Origin of the sequence: Streptomyces sp. CA-135486 (assembly GCF_050936555.1) — a bacterium.
Classification (GTDB): domain Bacteria; phylum Actinomycetota; class Actinomycetes; order Streptomycetales; family Streptomycetaceae; genus Streptomyces.
This window is the reverse complement of sequence record NZ_JBNJMM010000002.1, coordinates 1248765-1265846: the sequence shown is the minus strand read 5'-3', so window position 1 is coordinate 1265846 and position 17082 is coordinate 1248765. Positions and strand designations below refer to the sequence as shown.

Genomic DNA, 17082 nt, shown 5'->3' with positions numbered 1-17082 from the left:
ATGACGCAACTCGAACGGCAGCAGTGGGACGTCGTGGTCGTGGGGGCGGGCGGCGCGGGACTGCGGGCCGCCATCGAGGCGCGCGAGCGGGGCGCCCGGACGGCCGTGATCTGCAAGTCCCTCTTCGGCAAGGCCCACACGGTGATGGCCGAGGGCGGCATCGCCGCCTCCATGGGCAATGTCAACGCCGGGGACAACTGGCAGGTGCACTTCCGCGACACCATGCGCGGCGGGAAGTTCCTCAACCAGTGGCGGATGGCCGAGCTGCACGCACGCGAGGCGCCGGACCGGGTCTGGGAGCTGGAGACCTGGGGCGCGCTCTTCGACCGCACGGCCGACGGGAAGATCTCCCAGCGCAATTTCGGCGGACACGAGTACCCGCGCCTCGCGCACGTCGGCGACCGGACCGGCCTGGAGCTGATCCGTACGCTGCAACAGAAGATCGTCTCGCTGCAGCAGGAGGACAAGGCCGAATTCGGCGACTACGAAGCCCGGTTGAAGGTCTTCCAGGAGTGCACGGTCACGCGGGTGCTCAAGGACGGGGAAAGGGTCGCCGGCGCGTTCTGTTACGAGCGCGAGTCCGGACGCTTCTTCGTACTGGAGGCGCCGTCCGTGGTGCTGTCCACCGGCGGCATCGGCAAGTCCTTCAAGGTGACCTCCAACTCGTGGGAGTACACGGGTGACGGGCACGCGCTGGCGCTGCTCGCGGGCGCGCCGCTGCTGAACATGGAGTTCGTGCAGTTCCATCCGACCGGGATGGTCTGGCCGCCCTCGGTGAAGGGCATCCTGGTCACCGAGTCGGTGCGTGGCGACGGCGGGGTGCTGCGCAACTCCGAGGGCAAACGGTTCATGTTCGACTACGTCCCTGATGTGTTCAAGGAGAAGTACGCGCAGTCGGAGGAGGAGGGCGACCGCTGGTACGAGGACCCGGACCACAACCGGCGTCCTCCCGAGCTGCTGCCGCGCGACGAGGTGGCCCGTGCCATCAACTCCGAGGTGAAGGCGGGCCGCGGCTCCCCGCACGGCGGCGTTTTCCTCGATGTCTCGACCCGGATGCCGGCCGAGGTCATCCGGCGCCGGCTGCCGTCGATGTACCACCAGTTCAAGGAGCTGGCGGACGTCGACATCACGGCGGAGGCGATGGAGGTCGGACCGACCTGCCACTACGTGATGGGCGGCATCGCCGTCGAATCCGACACCGCCGCGGCGGTCGGCGTCCCCGGTCTGTTCGCTGCGGGCGAGGTCGCGGGCGGGATGCACGGCTCCAACAGGCTCGGCGGGAATTCCCTCTCCGACCTGCTGGTATTCGGCCGCCGGGCGGGCCAGCACGCGGCCGAGCACGCCGAAGGGCTCGCCGAGCGCCCGCCGGTGGATGAGACTCAGATCGACACGGCCGCGGCGGAGGCGCTGCGTCCGTTCAGCGCGGAGGGCCCCGAGGAGGGCGCGCAGCCCGAGAATCCGTACACCCTCCACCAGGAGCTCCAGCAGACGATGAACGACCTGGTCGGCATCATCCGGCGCGAGGCGGAGATGGCGCAGGCGCTCAAGAAGCTGGCGAATCTACGGGTACGGGCACGGCGCGCCGGGGTCGAGGGGCACCGGCAGTTCAACCCCGGCTGGCATCTCGCTCTCGACCTCCGGAACATGCTGCTGGTCAGCGAGTGCATCGCGCGGGCGGCACTGGAGCGCACGGAGAGCCGCGGCGGGCACACCCGCGAGGACTTCCCGACCATGGAGCGCGAGTGGCGGCGGGTCAATCTGCTGTGCCATCTGATCGATTCCTCGGGCGGGTTGGCGGCCACCGATCCGGTGCGCGGCCAGATCGCGCTCGAGCGGAAGACCACTGAACCGATCCGTCCGGACCTGCTCGCTCTCTTCGAGAAGGAGGAGCTGGTCAAGTACCTCGCCGAAGAGGAGCTCTACGAGTGAGTTCGACCGCTTCTACTCAATACGTAGCCAGCTTCAGGGTGTGGCGCGGCGATCAGGACGGCGGGGCGCTGGAGGACTTCTCCGTCGAGGTCAATGACGGCGAGGTCGTCCTCGACATCATCCATCGTCTGCAGGCCACCCAGGCCTCCGATCTCGCGGTCCGCTGGAACTGCAAAGCGGGCAAGTGCGGTTCGTGCAGCGCGGAGATCAACGGGCGGCCGCGGCTGATGTGCATGACCCGGATGTCGGTCTTCTCCCGGGAGGAGACGATCACGGTGACGCCGCTGCGGGCGTTCCCCGTGGTGCGGGACCTGGTGACCGACGTGAGCTTCAACTACACGAAGGCCAGGGAGGTGCCGTCCTTTGTGCCGCCGCCTGGTGTCGCGGCCGGTGAGTACCGGATGCAGCAGATGGATGTGGACCGCTCGCAGGAGTTCCGCAAGTGCATCGAGTGCTTCCTGTGCCAGGACACCTGCCATGTGGTGCGCGACCACGAGGAGAACAAGGAAGCGTTTGCCGGACCGCGCTTTCTGATGCGGGTGGCGGAGCTGGACATGCACCCGCTGGACGCGGCTGCGGAGACGGGTCTGGACCGCAAGAAGAGCGCCCAGGACGAGCACGGCCTCGGCTACTGCAACATCACGAAGTGCTGTACGGAGGTGTGCCCGGAGGGCATCAAGATCACTGACAATGCGCTGATCCCGCTGAAGGAGCGGGCGGTGGACCGGAAGTACGACCCGCTGGTGTGGCTCGGCGACAAGATCAAGCGCCGCGGCGCCGAATAGGTCCTGCCCGGCGGATCGTGCCGGGCAGCACCGCGGGCCCGCTCCGTGGCGCGGGCGCGGCGGCCCCGGTCCGCGCGGCCTCCTGCGCGCGGGCGGGCACCCTGCGCGCGGCCGGGCGGCTCCCCTACGCCCTACGGCGCGGAGTAGCCGTCCGCTACCGCGCGGAGTAGCCGTCCGCTACCGCGCGGAGTAGCCGTGCTCTCCCCAGTCCTTCCGGTACGCCTGCCAGTCGGCCTCCTCCGCCGCGAAATCGACATAGAGCGCGACCCCGAAACGCTCGCGGTCGCGGTCCGTGCGCCCGAGCCCCAGCCGGGTGCCGCGGATCGCGGCCGCGACCGTTTCGGCGTTCTCCCAGTGGCCGATGTCGTCCTCGTGGAAGAAGGGCAGGCCCATGAGCAGGTCGGTGTCCTCGGGCGTGGCTTCGAGGGCGAGCGCGGTCTGCTGCGCGACGTAGCCGCCGTACAGGCTCTCCAGCGGGACACCCGTGTCGTACGACATCACGGCTATCTGGTCGACCCGGCGGGCGACCTGGCCGAAGAATCTCTGCGACCACCACTTGGGGTGCCCGGTGAGCCCGCCCCTCACAGTGTGCAGCGCCGGGAGCGGATCTATCTGGTGGGCGGCGACGGACAGCGGGACCTTGCGGGCACGCGTCAGCTCTCGCAGATCGTCCAGCAGGGACAGATAGTCGCGGTCACCGGAGTGCAGCGGCTCCAGGTCGTAGTGCACGCCGTCGAAGCCCGCGTCCAGGATCTGGGCGGTGGAGCGCACGACGGCGGCGCGGGTGCCGGCGTCCGGCAGCTTCAGCCCGTCCGGGCCTTCGCTCGCCAACTCGTCGCCGAGCCAGGCCTGGACGCGTATGCCGGGGATCTTCCGGTGGACGGCGTCGATCAGCCACCGCGCGCGTGGATAGCGGTCGGCGGGCAGCGACCCGTCGTGCTCCAGCGGCCCGGCGTGGACATAGAGGTCCCGGATCCCGCTCCCCCGTATCCGCGCGGCGAAGGCGTCGACGTCGGCGTCCTTCTTCCGGCCGTCCACCCAGGCGTGGCCGAGCCACACGGCGTCCTTGCCGCGCGTCATCGTGCCTTCCGCGATGTCGCCGGCGTAATTGACCCGCAGCGCGACCGCGGCGGTGACGACCGGTACGACCAGCAGAACGGCCAGGGCCAGGGCGATCCGCCTCGGCCAACTCAGGCGGCGGCCACGCCACTTTCGTACGAGCGCCTGCGCGCCCGAAGCCGCGAGCAGCGCCCTTGCGCGCTCGCGCATTCCCACCCCGTTGTTTTCCCCCATGCCTCGCAAGGTTAGATCACTGGTCTGACAACGCTCCGGTGGTGCCGGGCCCTGTCAGAACATGCTGAGCAGCTGCTCGACCGTGGGCTCGGCCGTCGAGTCCCCGTCGGGCAGGGCCAGTTCGAACCAGACCGTCTTGCCGCGCGGGGTCCGGCGGGAGCCCCAGGCGGCGCTCAGCAGCCCGACCAGCTGCAGCCCGCGGCCGCCCTCGTCGGTGTCGCGCGCGCGTCGCCGCCGGGGCTGGACCAGCCCCGCGTCCCACACCTCACAGACAAGGGTGCGATCCCGCAGCAGCCGCAGCCGGATCTCGCCCTCGCCGTACCGCAGCGCGTTGGTGACCAGCTCGCTGACCAGCAGCTCGACCGTGTCCACCAGCGCTTCGAGGTCCCAGGCGACGAGTTGGGCGCGGGCCAGCTCGCGGGCCCGGCCCACCGAGCGGGGTTCGCGCGGCAGCCGCCAGTCGCCGACGGCCTCCAGGGGCAGTCCCTGGATACGGGCCATGAGCAGGGCGATGTCGTCCTCGCCGTGCCGGGTGTCGAGGGTGTTGAGCACGTGGTCGCAGACATCTTCCAGGGGACGTACCGGGTCGGTGAGCGCGGTGCGGAAGGCGCGCAGTCCCTCGTCGAGGGGGTGGTCGCGGGATTCGACGAGCCCGTCGGTGTAGAGCGCGAGCAGCGCGTCCTCGGGGAGCTCGACCTCGACCTCCTCGAAAGGCTCGCCGCCCACGCCGAGCGGCATTCCGGGCGGCACGTCGAGCAGCAGCGCCTCCTCGCCCGGTTCGACGAGGACGGGGGGCAGATGGCCTGCGTTGGCGAAGGTGCAGCGCCGGGTGACGGGGTCGTAGACGGCGTAGACACAGGTCGCGAGATAGACCTCCGAGAGGTCGGCGTCGCGGGACTTGTGGGCGACGCGCGAGGCCTGCTGGGCGCCGCTGGGGCTGCCGAGGCCGCGGGCGATCTCGTCGAGCGCGGAGAGCACTTCGGCCGGTTCCAGGTCGAGCAGCGCCAAGGTCCGTACCGCGGTGCGGAGTTCGCCCATGGCAACCGCGGCCCGCAGGCCACGGCCCATCACATCGCCCACGACCAGGGCGGTGCGGTGGCCCGGGAGTTCGATGACGTCGAACCAGTCTCCGCCCACCTCGGTGGCCGTGTTGCCGGGGAGATAGCGGCAGGCGATGTCCAGGCCCGCGGCCTCGGGGTCACCGGGCGGGAGGAGGCTGCGCTGGAGGATCAGCGCCCGCTCGTGCTCCCTGCGATACAGCCGTGCGTTGTCGATGCAGACGGCGGCGCGGGCGGCGAGCTCGACGGCGAGCGCCTGGTCCCGCTCCCCGAAGGGCTCGCTCCCCTTCGTCCGGGAGAACTGCACCAGGCCGACGACGGTGTCGTGCGCGACCATCGGCACCGCGAGCGTGGACTGGACGAGCGTGCCGTCCTCGCCGGGGATCGACTTGACCCGGGCGGTGCGCAGGGCGCCGGCGCAGGGCGAGTTGAAGGGATAGCGGTGCACCGCGCCGACCGCGGTGGGGGTGCTGCCCTTCGGGCCCCAGCCCGGCGTGGTGACCAGCGGGGCGTCGGAGACGGCACTGGCGAAGGCGACCCGGCGCAACTCGGCGCTGCCGTCCGCTCTCCCGGGCGGGGCCTCGTCGCCGGTGAGCAGCCCCTGATAGAGGTCGACGGAGGCGAGGTCGCAGAAGCCCGGGACGGCGACGTCGAGGAGTTCGCGGGCGGTGGTCTCCAGGTCGAGGGAGTTGCCGATGCGGGCGCTGGCCTCATTGAGAAGGGCGAGATTGCGCCGGGCGCTGGCGGCCTCGCGGGCGGCGATTTGACGACGGGTCACATCGGTGCCGATTCCGGCTACTCCGACGGGCCGGCCCGATCCGCTGTGCACGCGGTAGAGGTTGATCGACCAGTGCCTGCGCTCCGTGCTGCCGGGTACGGCGCCGACGATCTGCAGATCGATGGCGGATTCGCCGGTCTCCAGGACCCGGCGCAGCGAGGCGTTCATCCGCTCCGCCTCCGGCCGGGAGAGATAGTCGTGGACGGTGCGTCCGCGATGGTCGGCGGCGGTACCTCCGAAGACGGTGGCGAAGCGCTCGTTGGTGCGTTGCACCGTGAGGTCCGTGCCGAACAGAAGGAAGCCGAAAGGAGATTGGCCGAAAATAGCCTGCGAAGCGGCAAGGTCGGTCTCGATCCGCCGCAGTGCCCGGACATCCACGACGAGGCAGAGCGCAGCCCTCTCGCCGCTCTCCGTCTCACTCGGCATCACATAGACCTCGGCGACGCCGTGTGCTCGACCCCCGCCCGGCATACGGAAGGGGACCAGGCCCGTCCACTCCTTGCCGTCCAGGATCTCGGCCACCTGACGATGGCCGCGCGGGCGCAGCTCCGCGGGCATGAAGACCTCGACCGGATCCCTGCCCCTGACCTCCTCCGCGGTAATCCCGAAGAGATCCACCGCACGGCGACTCCACTGGTCGACCAGCCCGTCGGCGCCGATCGAGAAGGAAGCAACCTTGATGTAGTCATAGATCGAGCCAGGCGGGCTGCTCTGCCACACGACATTGCTCGCCGTCTCAGGTATTTCGCTCACGCGACCGTCCCCTCCAGCTCACCGCACCGGACCGGCCATGACCGCAGTATTCAGCACTACGGCCCCGATCGACACGGCGTTCACGATCACAGCACGGTCTCGTTCGTTTTCGGCCGAGTCCGGTTCAGGCCGGAACCGAGTCCGGCCTGATCGGTGTCCCTACACCTTCTAACCAGTCAGAGGCAGCTCGAACCACACGGTCTTGCCGGTCCTGCCTCTGCGCGTGCCCCAGCGACGGGCAGAACAAGCCACCAGCTGCAGACCGCGGCCACCCTCGTCATCGGGTGCCGCGGGGCGTTCGGTGGGCGGATCCGGAAGCGGATCGGAGACTTCGACGAGCAGGCTGGGGGCACTCCCGCCGGGGTCGGGCAGGCACAGCCGGACCCCGATCGGGCCCGATGCGTACCGCAGGGAATTGGTCACCAGCTCGCTGACCAGCAGCACCGTCATGTCGCCGACAACCGAGTCCAGTCCCCAGGCTCGGAGTGTGTCGCGCACCACATGCCGAGCAGCGCGCACGGCGTCGGGCTCGGCAGGGAAGGTCCACTCGGCGCATTCGCCTTCGGTGTCGATCACGCCGCTCACTTCCCGAGTCCAGCAGCAGACACACGCACCATTTCGGTGGGTTAATCAGCACATACCCGATATTCGCGGCCGGGTATCCCGCCGGCGCGGCAATGAGCGCACGGTGGTACGAACGGCGTACGCGCCGGTGGTGAGCGCCGTCGCGCGCCCCTTCACTGAGGCCTTCGCTCAGGGCCTTCAGGGCACTCAGGGCACTCAGCGCTTTCGCGCGGGAGCCGGGCGGCACTCTCGCTCAGCAGCCGGGCGGCCTCCGCCACGGCGGGCCGGTCCTGGTCGAGCCAGTCGACGGCATCCGTTTCGTGCGGTGCGAGCCAGCGCAGTTCGTCGTGATCCTCCAGCGGCCGGGGCTCCCCGGAGAGCAGTCGGGCCGTCCACACCTGAAGGACATAACCGGGCTTCAGCGGCCACTCGCCGGGAATCCGCTCCAGCGGCTCCGTCTCGACACCCAGTTCCTCGCGGAGCTCGCGCACCAGGCCCTGTTCGGGACTCTCCCCGGGTTCCAGCTTGCCGCCGGGCAGTTCCCAGCGGCCGGCGAGCTCTTCGGGGGCGCTGCGGCGTGCGGCCAGCAGCCGCCCCCGGTCGTACACCGCTCCGGCCACCACCACGACACGATCGCTCATGCGCCGGAGCATATTGCCCGCGGCGGGACGCACCTGTGGGCGGGCCGCGGCCCGCCCACATGGTCGGCCGCGGCCCGGTCAGTGCCCGGTCAGTGCGTCGGCTGCCCGATACGTTCGACCCAGTAGAGCTGCTTGTGTCCGCGGCCGTCGAGTGTGTCCACTATCTGCTGGGCCTCGTCCCTGGTGGCGTACCTGCCGACGCGATAGCGGTTGCCGTTGTCGTCCTGCCGAATGACCAGCCAGGGCAGGACAGGGCCGGTGTCGTTCATCGCGCCCCTCCCTCAGCAGGTCCGCTTGTCCGTAACGATTGCCAGGAAACCGCACTACGCATATGCCTGAGCGTACGCCTGACCTTTACTCAGCGGATACGCCTTTACACAAAGAGACAGGAAAGCGGGGCGTACCCGTCTGGATACGCCCCGTCTGGCTGGTTCCGGCCGCCCTGACCGCCCAGCCGCTACGAGGCGGGAGACGTCATCGTCGGCATCGGCATCAGGACCGGTCCGGCCGCCGGATCCTTGCGGCAGACATCGCCGCACTCGGCGTCCAGCGAGCAGCACAGCGAGCAGATGGGGCCGGACTGGACCGGGCAGTCGGCGATGTCGGGGAGTTCGTACGCCGTCTCGCACACCGCGCAGGTGTGAGTGGCGGTGACATCCTCGACCACCACGTCCGGGCCGTTCACGGTATTGGGCCGGGCCAGGTAGTACTTCCCCTTCGTCGCCCATGCGATCAACGGGCAGAGGATCAGCGCGAGTCCGGCCGCGATGAAGGTCGAGAAGGCCTCGGCGTACTTTCCGAAGAGCCCGAAGAAGGCGAGGATCGAGACGGTCGACGCGATGGCCATCGCACCGAACCCGGCCGGGTTCACGGCATACAGATACGCCCGCTTGAACTCGATGTACTTGGGGCTCCAGCCCGCCCGCTTGTTGATGACGAGGTCGGCGGCGACGGCCGCGATCCAGGCGATGCCCACGTTCGAGTAGAAGCCGAGCAGCTTGCCCAGGGCCGCGAACATGTTCATCTCCATCAGCGTCAGCGCGATGGCGAGGTTGAGGAAGATGTACCAGACCCGGCCCGGGTGCCGGTGGGTGATGCGGGAGAAGAAGTTCGACCAGGACAGCGAGCCGCTGTAGGCGTTGGTCACATTGATCTTGATCTGCGAGACGATCACGAAGAGCGCTGCGGCGGGCAGGGCGACCGAGCCGAGCCAGGGCTTGAGCGCCTCGATCTGCGGGGCGATCGGCTCCAGGGCGTGCGTCTTGCCCACCGCCTCCAGCGCGACGAAGGCGAGGAAGGCGCCGCCGAGCTGCTTGGCCGCGCCGATGATCACCCAGCCGGGCCCGGCGGCGAGAACGGCCAGATTCCAACGGCGCTTGTTCTCTTCGGTCTTGGCCGGCATGAACCGCAGATAGTCGGCCTGTTCGCCGATCTGGGCGATCAGCGAGAGTGCCACACCGGTGCCGAGGCCGAAGCCGATCCAGGAGAAGCCCGAGCCGGCCCCCTCCGTACCGCCGAAGGAGCCGAACGCGCCCCAGGCGTCCGGCGCTTCGAAGGCCAGCACCACGAAGGGCAGCACCATGCCGATGATCCAGACGGGCTGCGTCCACGCCTGCACCTTCGCCAGCGCGCCCATCCCCTTGAAGACGATCGGGATGACGATCAGCGTGGTGATCAGATAGCCGACCTGAACGGGCAGTCCGACGGCCTGGTGCATGGCCTGAGCCATGATCGAGCCTTCGAGCGCGAAGAAGATGAAGGTGAACGAGGCATAGATGAGGGAGGTGAGGGTGGAGCCGAAGTAGCCGAACCCGGCGCGGCGCGTGACGAGGTCCATGTCCAGGCCGTACTTCGCACAGGCTCGGGCGATCGGGATCCCGGTGAGGAAGATGATCACTGCGGCGGTGAGGATCGAGGCGAGCCCGCTGGTGAATCCGTAGGTGAAGACGATCGACGCGCCGATCGCGAAGTCCGCGAGATAGGCGATGCCGCCGAGCGCGGTGCCCGCGACCATCGAGGGCGACCAGCGCCGGAAGGAGTGCGGCGCATAGCGCAGCGAGTAGTCCTCACGGCTCTCGTCGGCGGCGAGCTTCGCGTAACTGCGCTTCGGTTGTTCCTGCTGGGGTGCCTGCGTTGGCGCGGCGGTGTCCGTCATCAGCGGCTTCCCGTTCGTCGGTCCCTGGCGGGGCGGGGCGGCGTACGGACGGAAGGTAGGAGCGGGACGTGACAGGCCGTCGCAGCAGGGCATTGCCCGGGCGTTACGGGACGCCATGCGCCGTTAACTCGTGGTCACGGTAGCCGGACGCGCTGTCCGGCTACCGGGTCACCTCACCAGGTCACCTCACCAGGTCACCTCTCTGGGTCACCTCGCAGGCAATCACCGGCGATCCGGCTTCACTTCACCGGCAGGTGGTAGGCGATCCGGTAGCGGTCGGCCGGGACGACGACGTCCGCCGTCTCCACCGCACGCCCCGACGCGTAGTACGTGCGCTCGACGACCATCACCACATGGCCCGGTACGCCGCCGAGCGCCAGCAGCTCCTCCGCGAGACCGGGCCGGGCGCCGACCTCCTCCGCCACGTTGTCCACGACGACATCGATGGCGGCCATGCGCTCGACGACCCCGCAGCCGCCCAGCGGACCCTCCTCCGGCAGCATCACCGGTGTGCGCCCGGTGACCTCGAGAGGCTCCCAGGAGGTGGAGAGCATCATCGCCTCACCCGCGTCCCGGAACACATAGCGCGTACGCATCACGCGGGCGCCGAGCTCGATACCGAGGCGGGCGGCGATCTCCGGGCCGGCCGCCTCCTGTTCGCTGCTGGACTCCCAGGTGCCCCGGCTTGCCTCCTCGGCCTGCTCCTGACGGAAGGGGTTGGCGCCGGAGGGCGGCCGGTAGCCGGAGCGGGCGATCCGGCGCGGGACCGGCCGCTCGCGGACATAGGTGCCGGAGCCGGAACGGCCCTCGACCAGGCCCTCCGCCATCAGGACTTTGCGTGCCTCCAGGGCGACGGTGTCCGAGACTCCGTACTCCTCGCGAATGCGGGCCTGCGAGGGAAGCCGGGTGTGCGGCGGCAGCGCCCCGTTGACGATCTTCTGGCGGAGATCGCTCGCAACGCGCAGATAGGCGGGCTGCTCACCGAATGTCACTGGCCACTCCCAACAGGTTGACAGACAGCAACAGCGTGGCAACCCTGGGTTGTTGACCGCAAGCATGGGCCAAAGTTTCACCCGAAGTGATGACTTGCCTTTACGCAGGCGTTTAGCGGGGTATGGACATTCGGCACACACCTGCGGCTTCCGGCACCTCGTCCGGCGCCGTGCCTGGCATGCGTCCCACCACCGCCCCCGGCGCCGGTCCATGCCCGCACTCTTGACCGCAATGGTCCAGACCAATACGTTCCTGACCATGCTTCGAAACAGCCGAAGATCCCTTGCCAGGGCGGCCGTTGCCGCCTGCTCCCTCGCCCTCCTCGCCGCCCTCGCACCCGGCGCCGCCGCCGTCCCCGACCACGGCGGCAGTCACGGAAGGCCCGCGTACAAGCGCGTCGGCTACTTCACCCAATGGGGCGTCTACGGCCGCAACTTCCAGGTCAAGGACCTGGACACCAGCGGGCAGGCCGCCAAGCTCACCCACATCAACTACGCCTTCGGCAACGTCAGTTCCGACGGCAGGTGCTTCACCGGCAACATCCCCGGCGAGGCGGACGCCTGGGCCGACTACGCCCGCCCGCTGGACGCCGCCGGCTCGGTGGACGGCGTCGCCGACACCGCCGAACAACCCCTCGCGGGAAACTTCAACCAGTTGCGCGAGCTCAAGGCCAAGCACCCCGGCCTCAAGGTGCTGATCTCCCTGGGCGGCTGGAGCTGGTCGACGCACTTCTCGGACGCCGCCCGCACCCCCGCGTCCCGCAAGGCGTTCGTGTCCTCCTGCATCGACCTCTACATCAAGGGCAATCTGCCCGTTGACGGAACACGCGGCGGGGCAGGCGCGGCGGCCGGGCTCTTCGACGGCGTGGATCTGGACTGGGAGTGGCCGGGCTCGGCGGGCGACACCGACACCGTCTTCCGGCCGGAGGACAAGCAGAACTTCACCGCGCTGGTGCGGGAGTTCAGAGCACAGCTCGACGCATACGGAAAATCCCTCGAAAAGCGTAAGCACTACGAACTGACCGCATTTGTGCCCACTGCTCCCGCGAAGATCGACGCGGGCTTCGAGGTCCACAGGATCATGCGGGACCTCGACTTCGTCAACCTCCAGGGCTACGACTTCCATGTGTCGGGCGAGAAGACCACCGCCCAGCAGTCCGCCCTGTACGCGCGCGGCGACTTCAGCGTCGACCAGACCGTGCGCGACTGGCTGCGCCGCGGCGCGCCCGCCCGCAAGCTGGTGATGGGCATACCCTTCTACGGCCAGGGCTGGACGGGTGTGAGCGGCGGTGGCGACGGCCTGAACCAGCCGGCGCAGGCTCCGGCCCCGGCGACCTGGGCGGCCGGTTACGAGGACTACAAGGCCCTCAAGAAGCTGGCCGACTCGGGAACGTACACACTCCACCGGGACCGGCGGGGCGGCCATGCGTGGCTCTTCGACGGCACAACCCTGTGGACGTACGACGATCCGCAGGTGCTGCGCACCAAGACCTCGTACATCCGCGAACGAGGTCTCGGCGGCGCGATGTTCTGGTCCCTGGACGGGGACACGGCGGACGGCGAGCTGATGACCGCCGTCGACCGCGGACTTTCGCGGAGCTAGGCCTGTCCGGTCGATCAGGCCGGATCAGTGAGCGGGGTCGCCTGGGCCCCGTCAGGCTGGGCGGGAGCCGGATGGAAGAGTCCGGTGCCCGGGCCGTCGGTGGCTCAGGCTCCGGTCTCTTCGCCGGTCTCTTCGCCGGTCTCGTCGCCGGACGTTCCGCCGATCCCGTTGCCGGTTTCTTCGCCGGTCCCGTCGCCGGACGCGCCGCCGCTCACTCCGGCCGCGGGGGCGCTGCCGGACCTCAGGGAGCCCGTGAGCTTTCCGTCCGTGGCAGCGAGGGTGCAGGTCACCGAGTGGTCGCCGAGGCGCCAACTGCGCTTGCTCGGCATGTAGTAGTACATGTCCACATTGTCGGGCACGGCCGAGGCGTCCGACACGTACCCGTTGTTGATCTCCTCGCAGCGGCTCTCGGCCACCGGCTCGACCGCCGCCTCGCCGGGCCAGGAGTCGAACCGGTCGAGCTTGAAGGAGCCCGTGACCTCGCCTTCGTGCTCCTTGGCGCAGTCGACCACCGTCACGCTCGCGGTCTCCCGTTCCAGCTCGCCGGGGACGGTGAAGCAGTCCCCCTTGCGCAGGTCGAGCGTGCTGCGGGAGCGGCCTGCCTCCTCCATGCCGTCCTGGAAGCCGTTCCAGGCGTCGTTGATCCCGCCGGTGGCGAGGGCGACGGCCAGCAGAGCCGTACTGATCCCGGAGAGGATGCTCCCCGCGATGGCCATGCCCTTGCCGCGCTGGCCCCTCCGGTTGATCTGGGAGAGGGCGATCAGGCCCAGGATCAGGCCGAGCGGGGGTATGCAGCAGACGATCCCGAGCACCAGGGACGCGATGGCGAGCCCGTTCACGGACGGCGGCCTTGCCGGGGTGTACGGGGCGTTGTACGGGGGCGGGTACATGGCCACGGGAAAGTGCTCCTCATCCGGACTCGGCCGGCTCACGCGAACAGGCGCGCGGATCATACTCGGGGACCGACCGCGAATCAGAGTGTGGGGGGCGGTCGCCGCGGCGACCGCCCCCCACCGAACCAGTCCTGAATCAGCCCGCTGAGCTCAATCGGGCTCAATCAGCTCAGAATCGGCTCAAGTTCAGAACCGGCTCAAGTTCAGAACTGCAGAGCCCAGGAGTCGATCTTGCCGACGTCCTGCGCCGCGTTGTCGCCGACCCGCAGCTTCCACGTGCCGTTCGCGGCCTCCGACGACGCGTTCACCGTGTAAGTCGTGATCACGTTGTCCGTGCTGCCGCCGGACCCGTACGCCTTCAGGTTGTAGACCGTCCCGTCCGGCGCGACCAGGTCGATGCGCAGGTCGCCGATGTACGTGTGCTTGATGTCGACCGGCACGCTCAGGCTGGACGGCGCGTTACCGGCGACGCCGCTGACGGTGATCGGCGACTCCACCGTGGAGTTGTCGCTGATCGTGTAGTCCGCGGTGTTCTCGAACTTCGCGCCCGGAGGCTGGGTGGAGCCGGTGCCGACGTTCAGCAGGCGGTTCGGCGAACCGGTGCCCGGGTTGGTCACCACACCGCTCGTCGCGGCGGTGGTCAGCGCCGTGGAGACCTGGGCCGGGGTCGCGGTCTTGTTGGCAGCAAGGTAGAGCGCGGCCGCACCCGTGACGTGCGGGGTCGCCATCGACGTACCGGAGATCGTGTTCGTCGCCGAGTCACTGGTGTTCCAGGCCGAGGTGATCGACGAGCCCGGCGCGAAGATGTCCAGCGCGGTTCCGTAGTTGGAGAAGCTGGAGCGGGCGTCGGTGCTGGTCGAGGAGCCGACCGTGATGGCCTCCGCCACGCGCGCGGGCGAGTGGTTGGAGGCGTTGGCTCCGTCGTTGCCCGCCGCGACCGCGTAGGTCACGCCGGAGGCGATGGAGTTGCGCACCGCCGTGTCGAGTGCGGTGTCGACTCCGCCGCCGAGGCTCATGTTGGCGACGGCCGGCTTGACGGCGTGCTGCGTCACCCAGTCGATGCCCGCGACGACCTGCTCGGTCGTGCCCGAGCCCGAGTTGTCGAGGACGCGGACGCCGACGATCTTGGCCTTCTTGGCCACGCCGTAGGTGTTGCCGGCGACATTGGCGGCCACATGCGTGCCGTGGCCGTTGCCGTCCTGCGCGGTGTTGTCGTTGTCGATGGCGTCATAGCCGTACGACGCCCGGCCGCCGAAGTCGCTGTGGGTGATCCGTACACCGGTGTCGATGATGTACGCGGTCACCCCCTCGCCCGCGGTGTCCGGGTAGGTGTAGCTCTTGTTGAGCGGCAGGGCCTTCTGGTCGATCCGGTCCAGGCCCCAGGACGGCGGGTTCGGCTGGGTGCCGTTGGCCTTGAAGACGCGGTTCTGCACGACGGAGACGACGGCCGGGTCGGCGGCGAACTTCTTCGCCTGCGCCTCGGAGAGCTGGACGGAGTAGCCGTTCAGCGCCGCGTTGTACGTCTTCTTGATCTTCGCGCCGTACTCCGCGGCGAGCGCCTTGCCGGCCTTGGAGCCCGCGTCGGCCGCGGACTCGCGCAGCGTGACGATGTAACTGCCCTTGATGGCGCCGGGTGCGCCCGCATTCTGGATGATGCCTTGCGGCGCCGACTCGGCCGCCGTGGCCGTGAAGGCGGAAACCGCGCCGAACGAGAGCGCGGCGACGGCTATCGCGCTGCCTGCGGCAAGTCTTCGACGCGAATTACGCATCACTGACATGTGAGGGGTCCTCCTCATTGGTGGTGCGTTCTGTGGGGGTGCGGCAGGCCCATGACACTGGATGAGCTGCACTCATCGCGCCCCTGTCTCGCCTGCCGAGCGAAAGATTGTCGGATCCATAGGAATCCCACAAGGGTGCGGAGAGTGGTGTAACACATGCGCCACACAACTGCCATGCTGGCGAACCATGATCTCCTACCACTGCCCGGAGTGCGGTAACCGGTCCCCCGTCGAAACTGCCGGCTGGCGTTGTCCGGACTGCGCCAGCCCCTGGGATCTGGACTTCACCGCATTGCCGGTCGACCTCAAGTCGCTTCCGGGCAGGGTCAACTCACTGTGGCGGTACGAAGAGGCGCTGCCGCTCGCCGCGCCCGCCGTCTCGCTCGGTGAGGGCCGCACCCCTCTCGTACCGCTCACCCAGACCGTCTCCGTCAAGCTCGACTATCTGATGCCGACGCTCTCGTTCAAAGACCGCGGCGCCGTGATGCTGGTGGAGCTGGCCCGCCGCCTGGGGGCCCGGCGGGTGCTCGCGGACAGCAGCGGAAACGCGGGCACGGCCGTCGCCGCGTACTGCGCCCGGGCCGGTCTGGACTGCACCGTATACGTCCCCGAGGCCACTTCGGCCAAGAAGGTCGAGCAGATCCGGGCGCACGGGGCGCACCTCGAACTCGTGCCGGGCGACCGTGAGGCCACCGCGGACGCGGCCCGTGCAGCAGCGGATCAAACAGGAGCTTTCTACGCAAGTCACGTCTATAACCCGTATTTTCTGCACGGCACGAAGACATACGTCTACGAACTGTGGGAGGACCTCGGCGGCAGGCTCCCCGAGGCGATCGTCGTCCCCGTCGGCAACGGCACACTGCTCCTGGGCGCGGCGCTCGCCCTCGGCGAGCTCCACGCCCACGGGCTGATCGCCGGGCGCCCCGCCCTGATCGCGGTCCAGGCCGAGGCGGTGTCCCCACTGGCCGCAGCCTTCCACGCCGGTGCCGAGGGGCTGCTGGACGACGGCGCGCCGCCGCGGCCGACGCTCGCCGAGGGCATCGCCATCCCACGTCCGCCCCGGGCCCGGCAGATCCTGCGGGCCGTGCGCGAATCGGGGGGCACCTTCCTGACGGTGACGGAGGAGCAGATCCGGGCGGCCCAGCTGGATCTGGCCGCACACGGACTGTTCGTCGAGTCCACGGGCGTCGCCTGCTGGGCGGCCACGGGCGCCTGGACCGACCGCACGGCCGTCGTCCCGCTCTGCGGCGCGGGTCTCAAGACCGGCTTGGCGCCCCAGGGCGGTGCGGGTCAGTCGGTCCAGTAGGTGTCGTGCTTGATGAAGAACTCCGCCTGCTGCTCGGGCGACCACTCGGTGGCGACCTCGGCGACCTTCTCGAAGTACTCCTCGCGGGGCGCGCCCGGCGCAAAGAGCAGCAGCATCGATGCGGGCGCGTCCGAGTCGTTGCGGAAGGCGTGCAGGCCGCCCTGGGGGACGTACAGGAAGTCACCGGCGGTCGCGTCGATCCAGCTGTCGCCGTTGTAGAGCCGTACCGTCCCCTCGATGATGAAGAACGACTCCGAGATCGACTTGTGGAAGTGCGTCTTCGGGCCACCCGCCTTCGGGGCCATGTCCATCCGGTAGAGCCCGAACTCCCCGCCCGTGGAGGCAGTGGTGGCCAGGTAGTGCGTGCGGCTTCCGTTTCTGCTCTCCAGATTCGCCCGGGTGTCCGCGGGCCGGAACTCGGCGCTGATCTCGCCCTTGCCGTCCACGTACTTCGGGTCCGGATACGACATGTACGTCTCCTCGTCTCGGCCGGCGTCGGCGTCGGCGTCGGCGTCGGCGTCGGCGTCGGCGTCGGCGTCGGCGTCGGAACCACC

Annotated in this window: 15 protein-coding genes; 5 read left to right on the top strand and 10 right to left on the bottom strand. The window is 69.3% G+C overall.

Annotated features, from left to right (window positions below):
• Genes ACQEVG_RS25160 through ACQEVG_RS25150 form a run of 3 tightly spaced genes read left to right on the top strand, consistent with a single transcriptional unit; the run spans position 1 to position 2884 of the window.
• Positions 1–1929 carry a fumarate reductase/succinate dehydrogenase flavoprotein subunit gene (locus ACQEVG_RS25160; RefSeq protein WP_432987699.1) on the top strand — a complete coding sequence of 643 codons (1929 nt, stop codon included), beginning with the start codon at positions 1–3 and terminating at the stop codon, positions 1927–1929.
• Positions 1926–2714 carry a succinate dehydrogenase/fumarate reductase iron-sulfur subunit gene (locus ACQEVG_RS25155; RefSeq protein WP_432987697.1) on the top strand — a complete coding sequence of 263 codons (789 nt, stop codon included), beginning with the start codon at positions 1926–1928 and terminating at the stop codon, positions 2712–2714. The genes ACQEVG_RS25160 and ACQEVG_RS25155 overlap by 4 nt, the downstream gene beginning before the upstream one ends.
• A gap of 17 nt (positions 2715–2731) precedes the next feature.
• A complete protein-coding gene (locus tag ACQEVG_RS25150; protein WP_432987695.1) occupies positions 2732–2884 on the top strand; it encodes a hypothetical protein in 153 nt (50 codons plus the stop codon).
• Positions 2885–2891: 7 nt separating this feature from the next.
• Here the strand turns inward: ACQEVG_RS25150 and ACQEVG_RS25145 are convergent, their stop codons facing one another.
• From ACQEVG_RS25145 to ACQEVG_RS25115, 7 genes are all read right to left on the bottom strand, one after another.
• Complete coding sequence (locus ACQEVG_RS25145; protein ID WP_432992883.1) at positions 2892–3983, bottom strand: hypothetical protein; 1092 nt, start codon at positions 3981–3983, stop codon at positions 2892–2894.
• A gap of 78 nt (positions 3984–4061) precedes the next feature.
• Positions 4062–6596, bottom strand: a complete 2535-nt coding sequence (locus tag ACQEVG_RS25140; RefSeq protein ID WP_432987693.1) for a SpoIIE family protein phosphatase — start codon at positions 6594–6596, stop codon at positions 4062–4064.
• Between the two features lie 168 nt (positions 6597–6764).
• The gene (locus ACQEVG_RS25135) at positions 6765–7181 is read right to left on the bottom strand and encodes an ATP-binding protein (RefSeq protein WP_432987691.1); all 417 of its coding nucleotides are present in this window, start codon (positions 7179–7181) and stop codon (positions 6765–6767) included.
• Between the two features lie 152 nt (positions 7182–7333).
• Positions 7334–7801 (bottom strand): (deoxy)nucleoside triphosphate pyrophosphohydrolase, encoded by a 468-nt coding sequence (locus tag ACQEVG_RS25130; protein WP_432987689.1) that lies wholly within the window; start codon positions 7799–7801, stop codon positions 7334–7336.
• 89 nt (positions 7802–7890) lie between these two features.
• Positions 7891–8070, bottom strand: a complete 180-nt coding sequence (locus ACQEVG_RS25125) for an SPOR domain-containing protein (RefSeq protein WP_432987687.1) — start codon at positions 8068–8070, stop codon at positions 7891–7893.
• 188 nt (positions 8071–8258) lie between these two features.
• Positions 8259–9956 (bottom strand): purine-cytosine permease family protein, encoded by a 1698-nt coding sequence (locus ACQEVG_RS25120; RefSeq protein WP_432987685.1) that lies wholly within the window; start codon positions 9954–9956, stop codon positions 8259–8261.
• Between the two features lie 239 nt (positions 9957–10195).
• Entirely contained in the window at positions 10196–10948 is a 753-nt protein-coding gene (locus tag ACQEVG_RS25115; protein ID WP_432987682.1) for a GntR family transcriptional regulator, read from the bottom strand.
• A gap of 259 nt (positions 10949–11207) precedes the next feature.
• On the opposite strand from ACQEVG_RS25115, the gene ACQEVG_RS25110 reads away from it, so the two are divergent.
• Positions 11208–12551, top strand: a complete 1344-nt coding sequence (locus ACQEVG_RS25110; protein ID WP_432987680.1) for a glycoside hydrolase family 18 protein — start codon at positions 11208–11210, stop codon at positions 12549–12551.
• Positions 12552–12655: 104 nt separating this feature from the next.
• On the opposite strand, the gene ACQEVG_RS25105 is transcribed toward ACQEVG_RS25110, so the two are convergent.
• Positions 12656–13441, bottom strand: coding sequence for a DUF4190 domain-containing protein (locus ACQEVG_RS25105; RefSeq protein ID WP_432992880.1), 786 nt, complete (start codon positions 13439–13441; stop codon positions 12656–12658).
• Between the two features lie 206 nt (positions 13442–13647).
• A complete protein-coding gene (locus ACQEVG_RS25100) occupies positions 13648–15222 on the bottom strand; it encodes a S8 family peptidase (RefSeq protein ID WP_432987678.1) in 1575 nt (524 codons plus the stop codon).
• A 187-nt stretch (positions 15223–15409) separates the two neighbouring features.
• On the opposite strand from ACQEVG_RS25100, the gene ACQEVG_RS25095 reads away from it, so the two are divergent.
• Positions 15410–16528 (top strand): pyridoxal-phosphate dependent enzyme, encoded by a 1119-nt coding sequence (locus tag ACQEVG_RS25095; RefSeq protein ID WP_432987676.1) that lies wholly within the window; start codon positions 15410–15412, stop codon positions 16526–16528.
• Here the strand turns inward: ACQEVG_RS25095 and ACQEVG_RS25090 are convergent.
• Positions 16513–16998, bottom strand: coding sequence for a cupin domain-containing protein (locus ACQEVG_RS25090; RefSeq protein ID WP_432992877.1), 486 nt, complete (start codon positions 16996–16998; stop codon positions 16513–16515). The two genes, ACQEVG_RS25095 and ACQEVG_RS25090, sit on opposite strands and share 16 nt — an antisense overlap.
• Between the last annotated feature and the right edge of the window lie 84 nt (positions 16999–17082).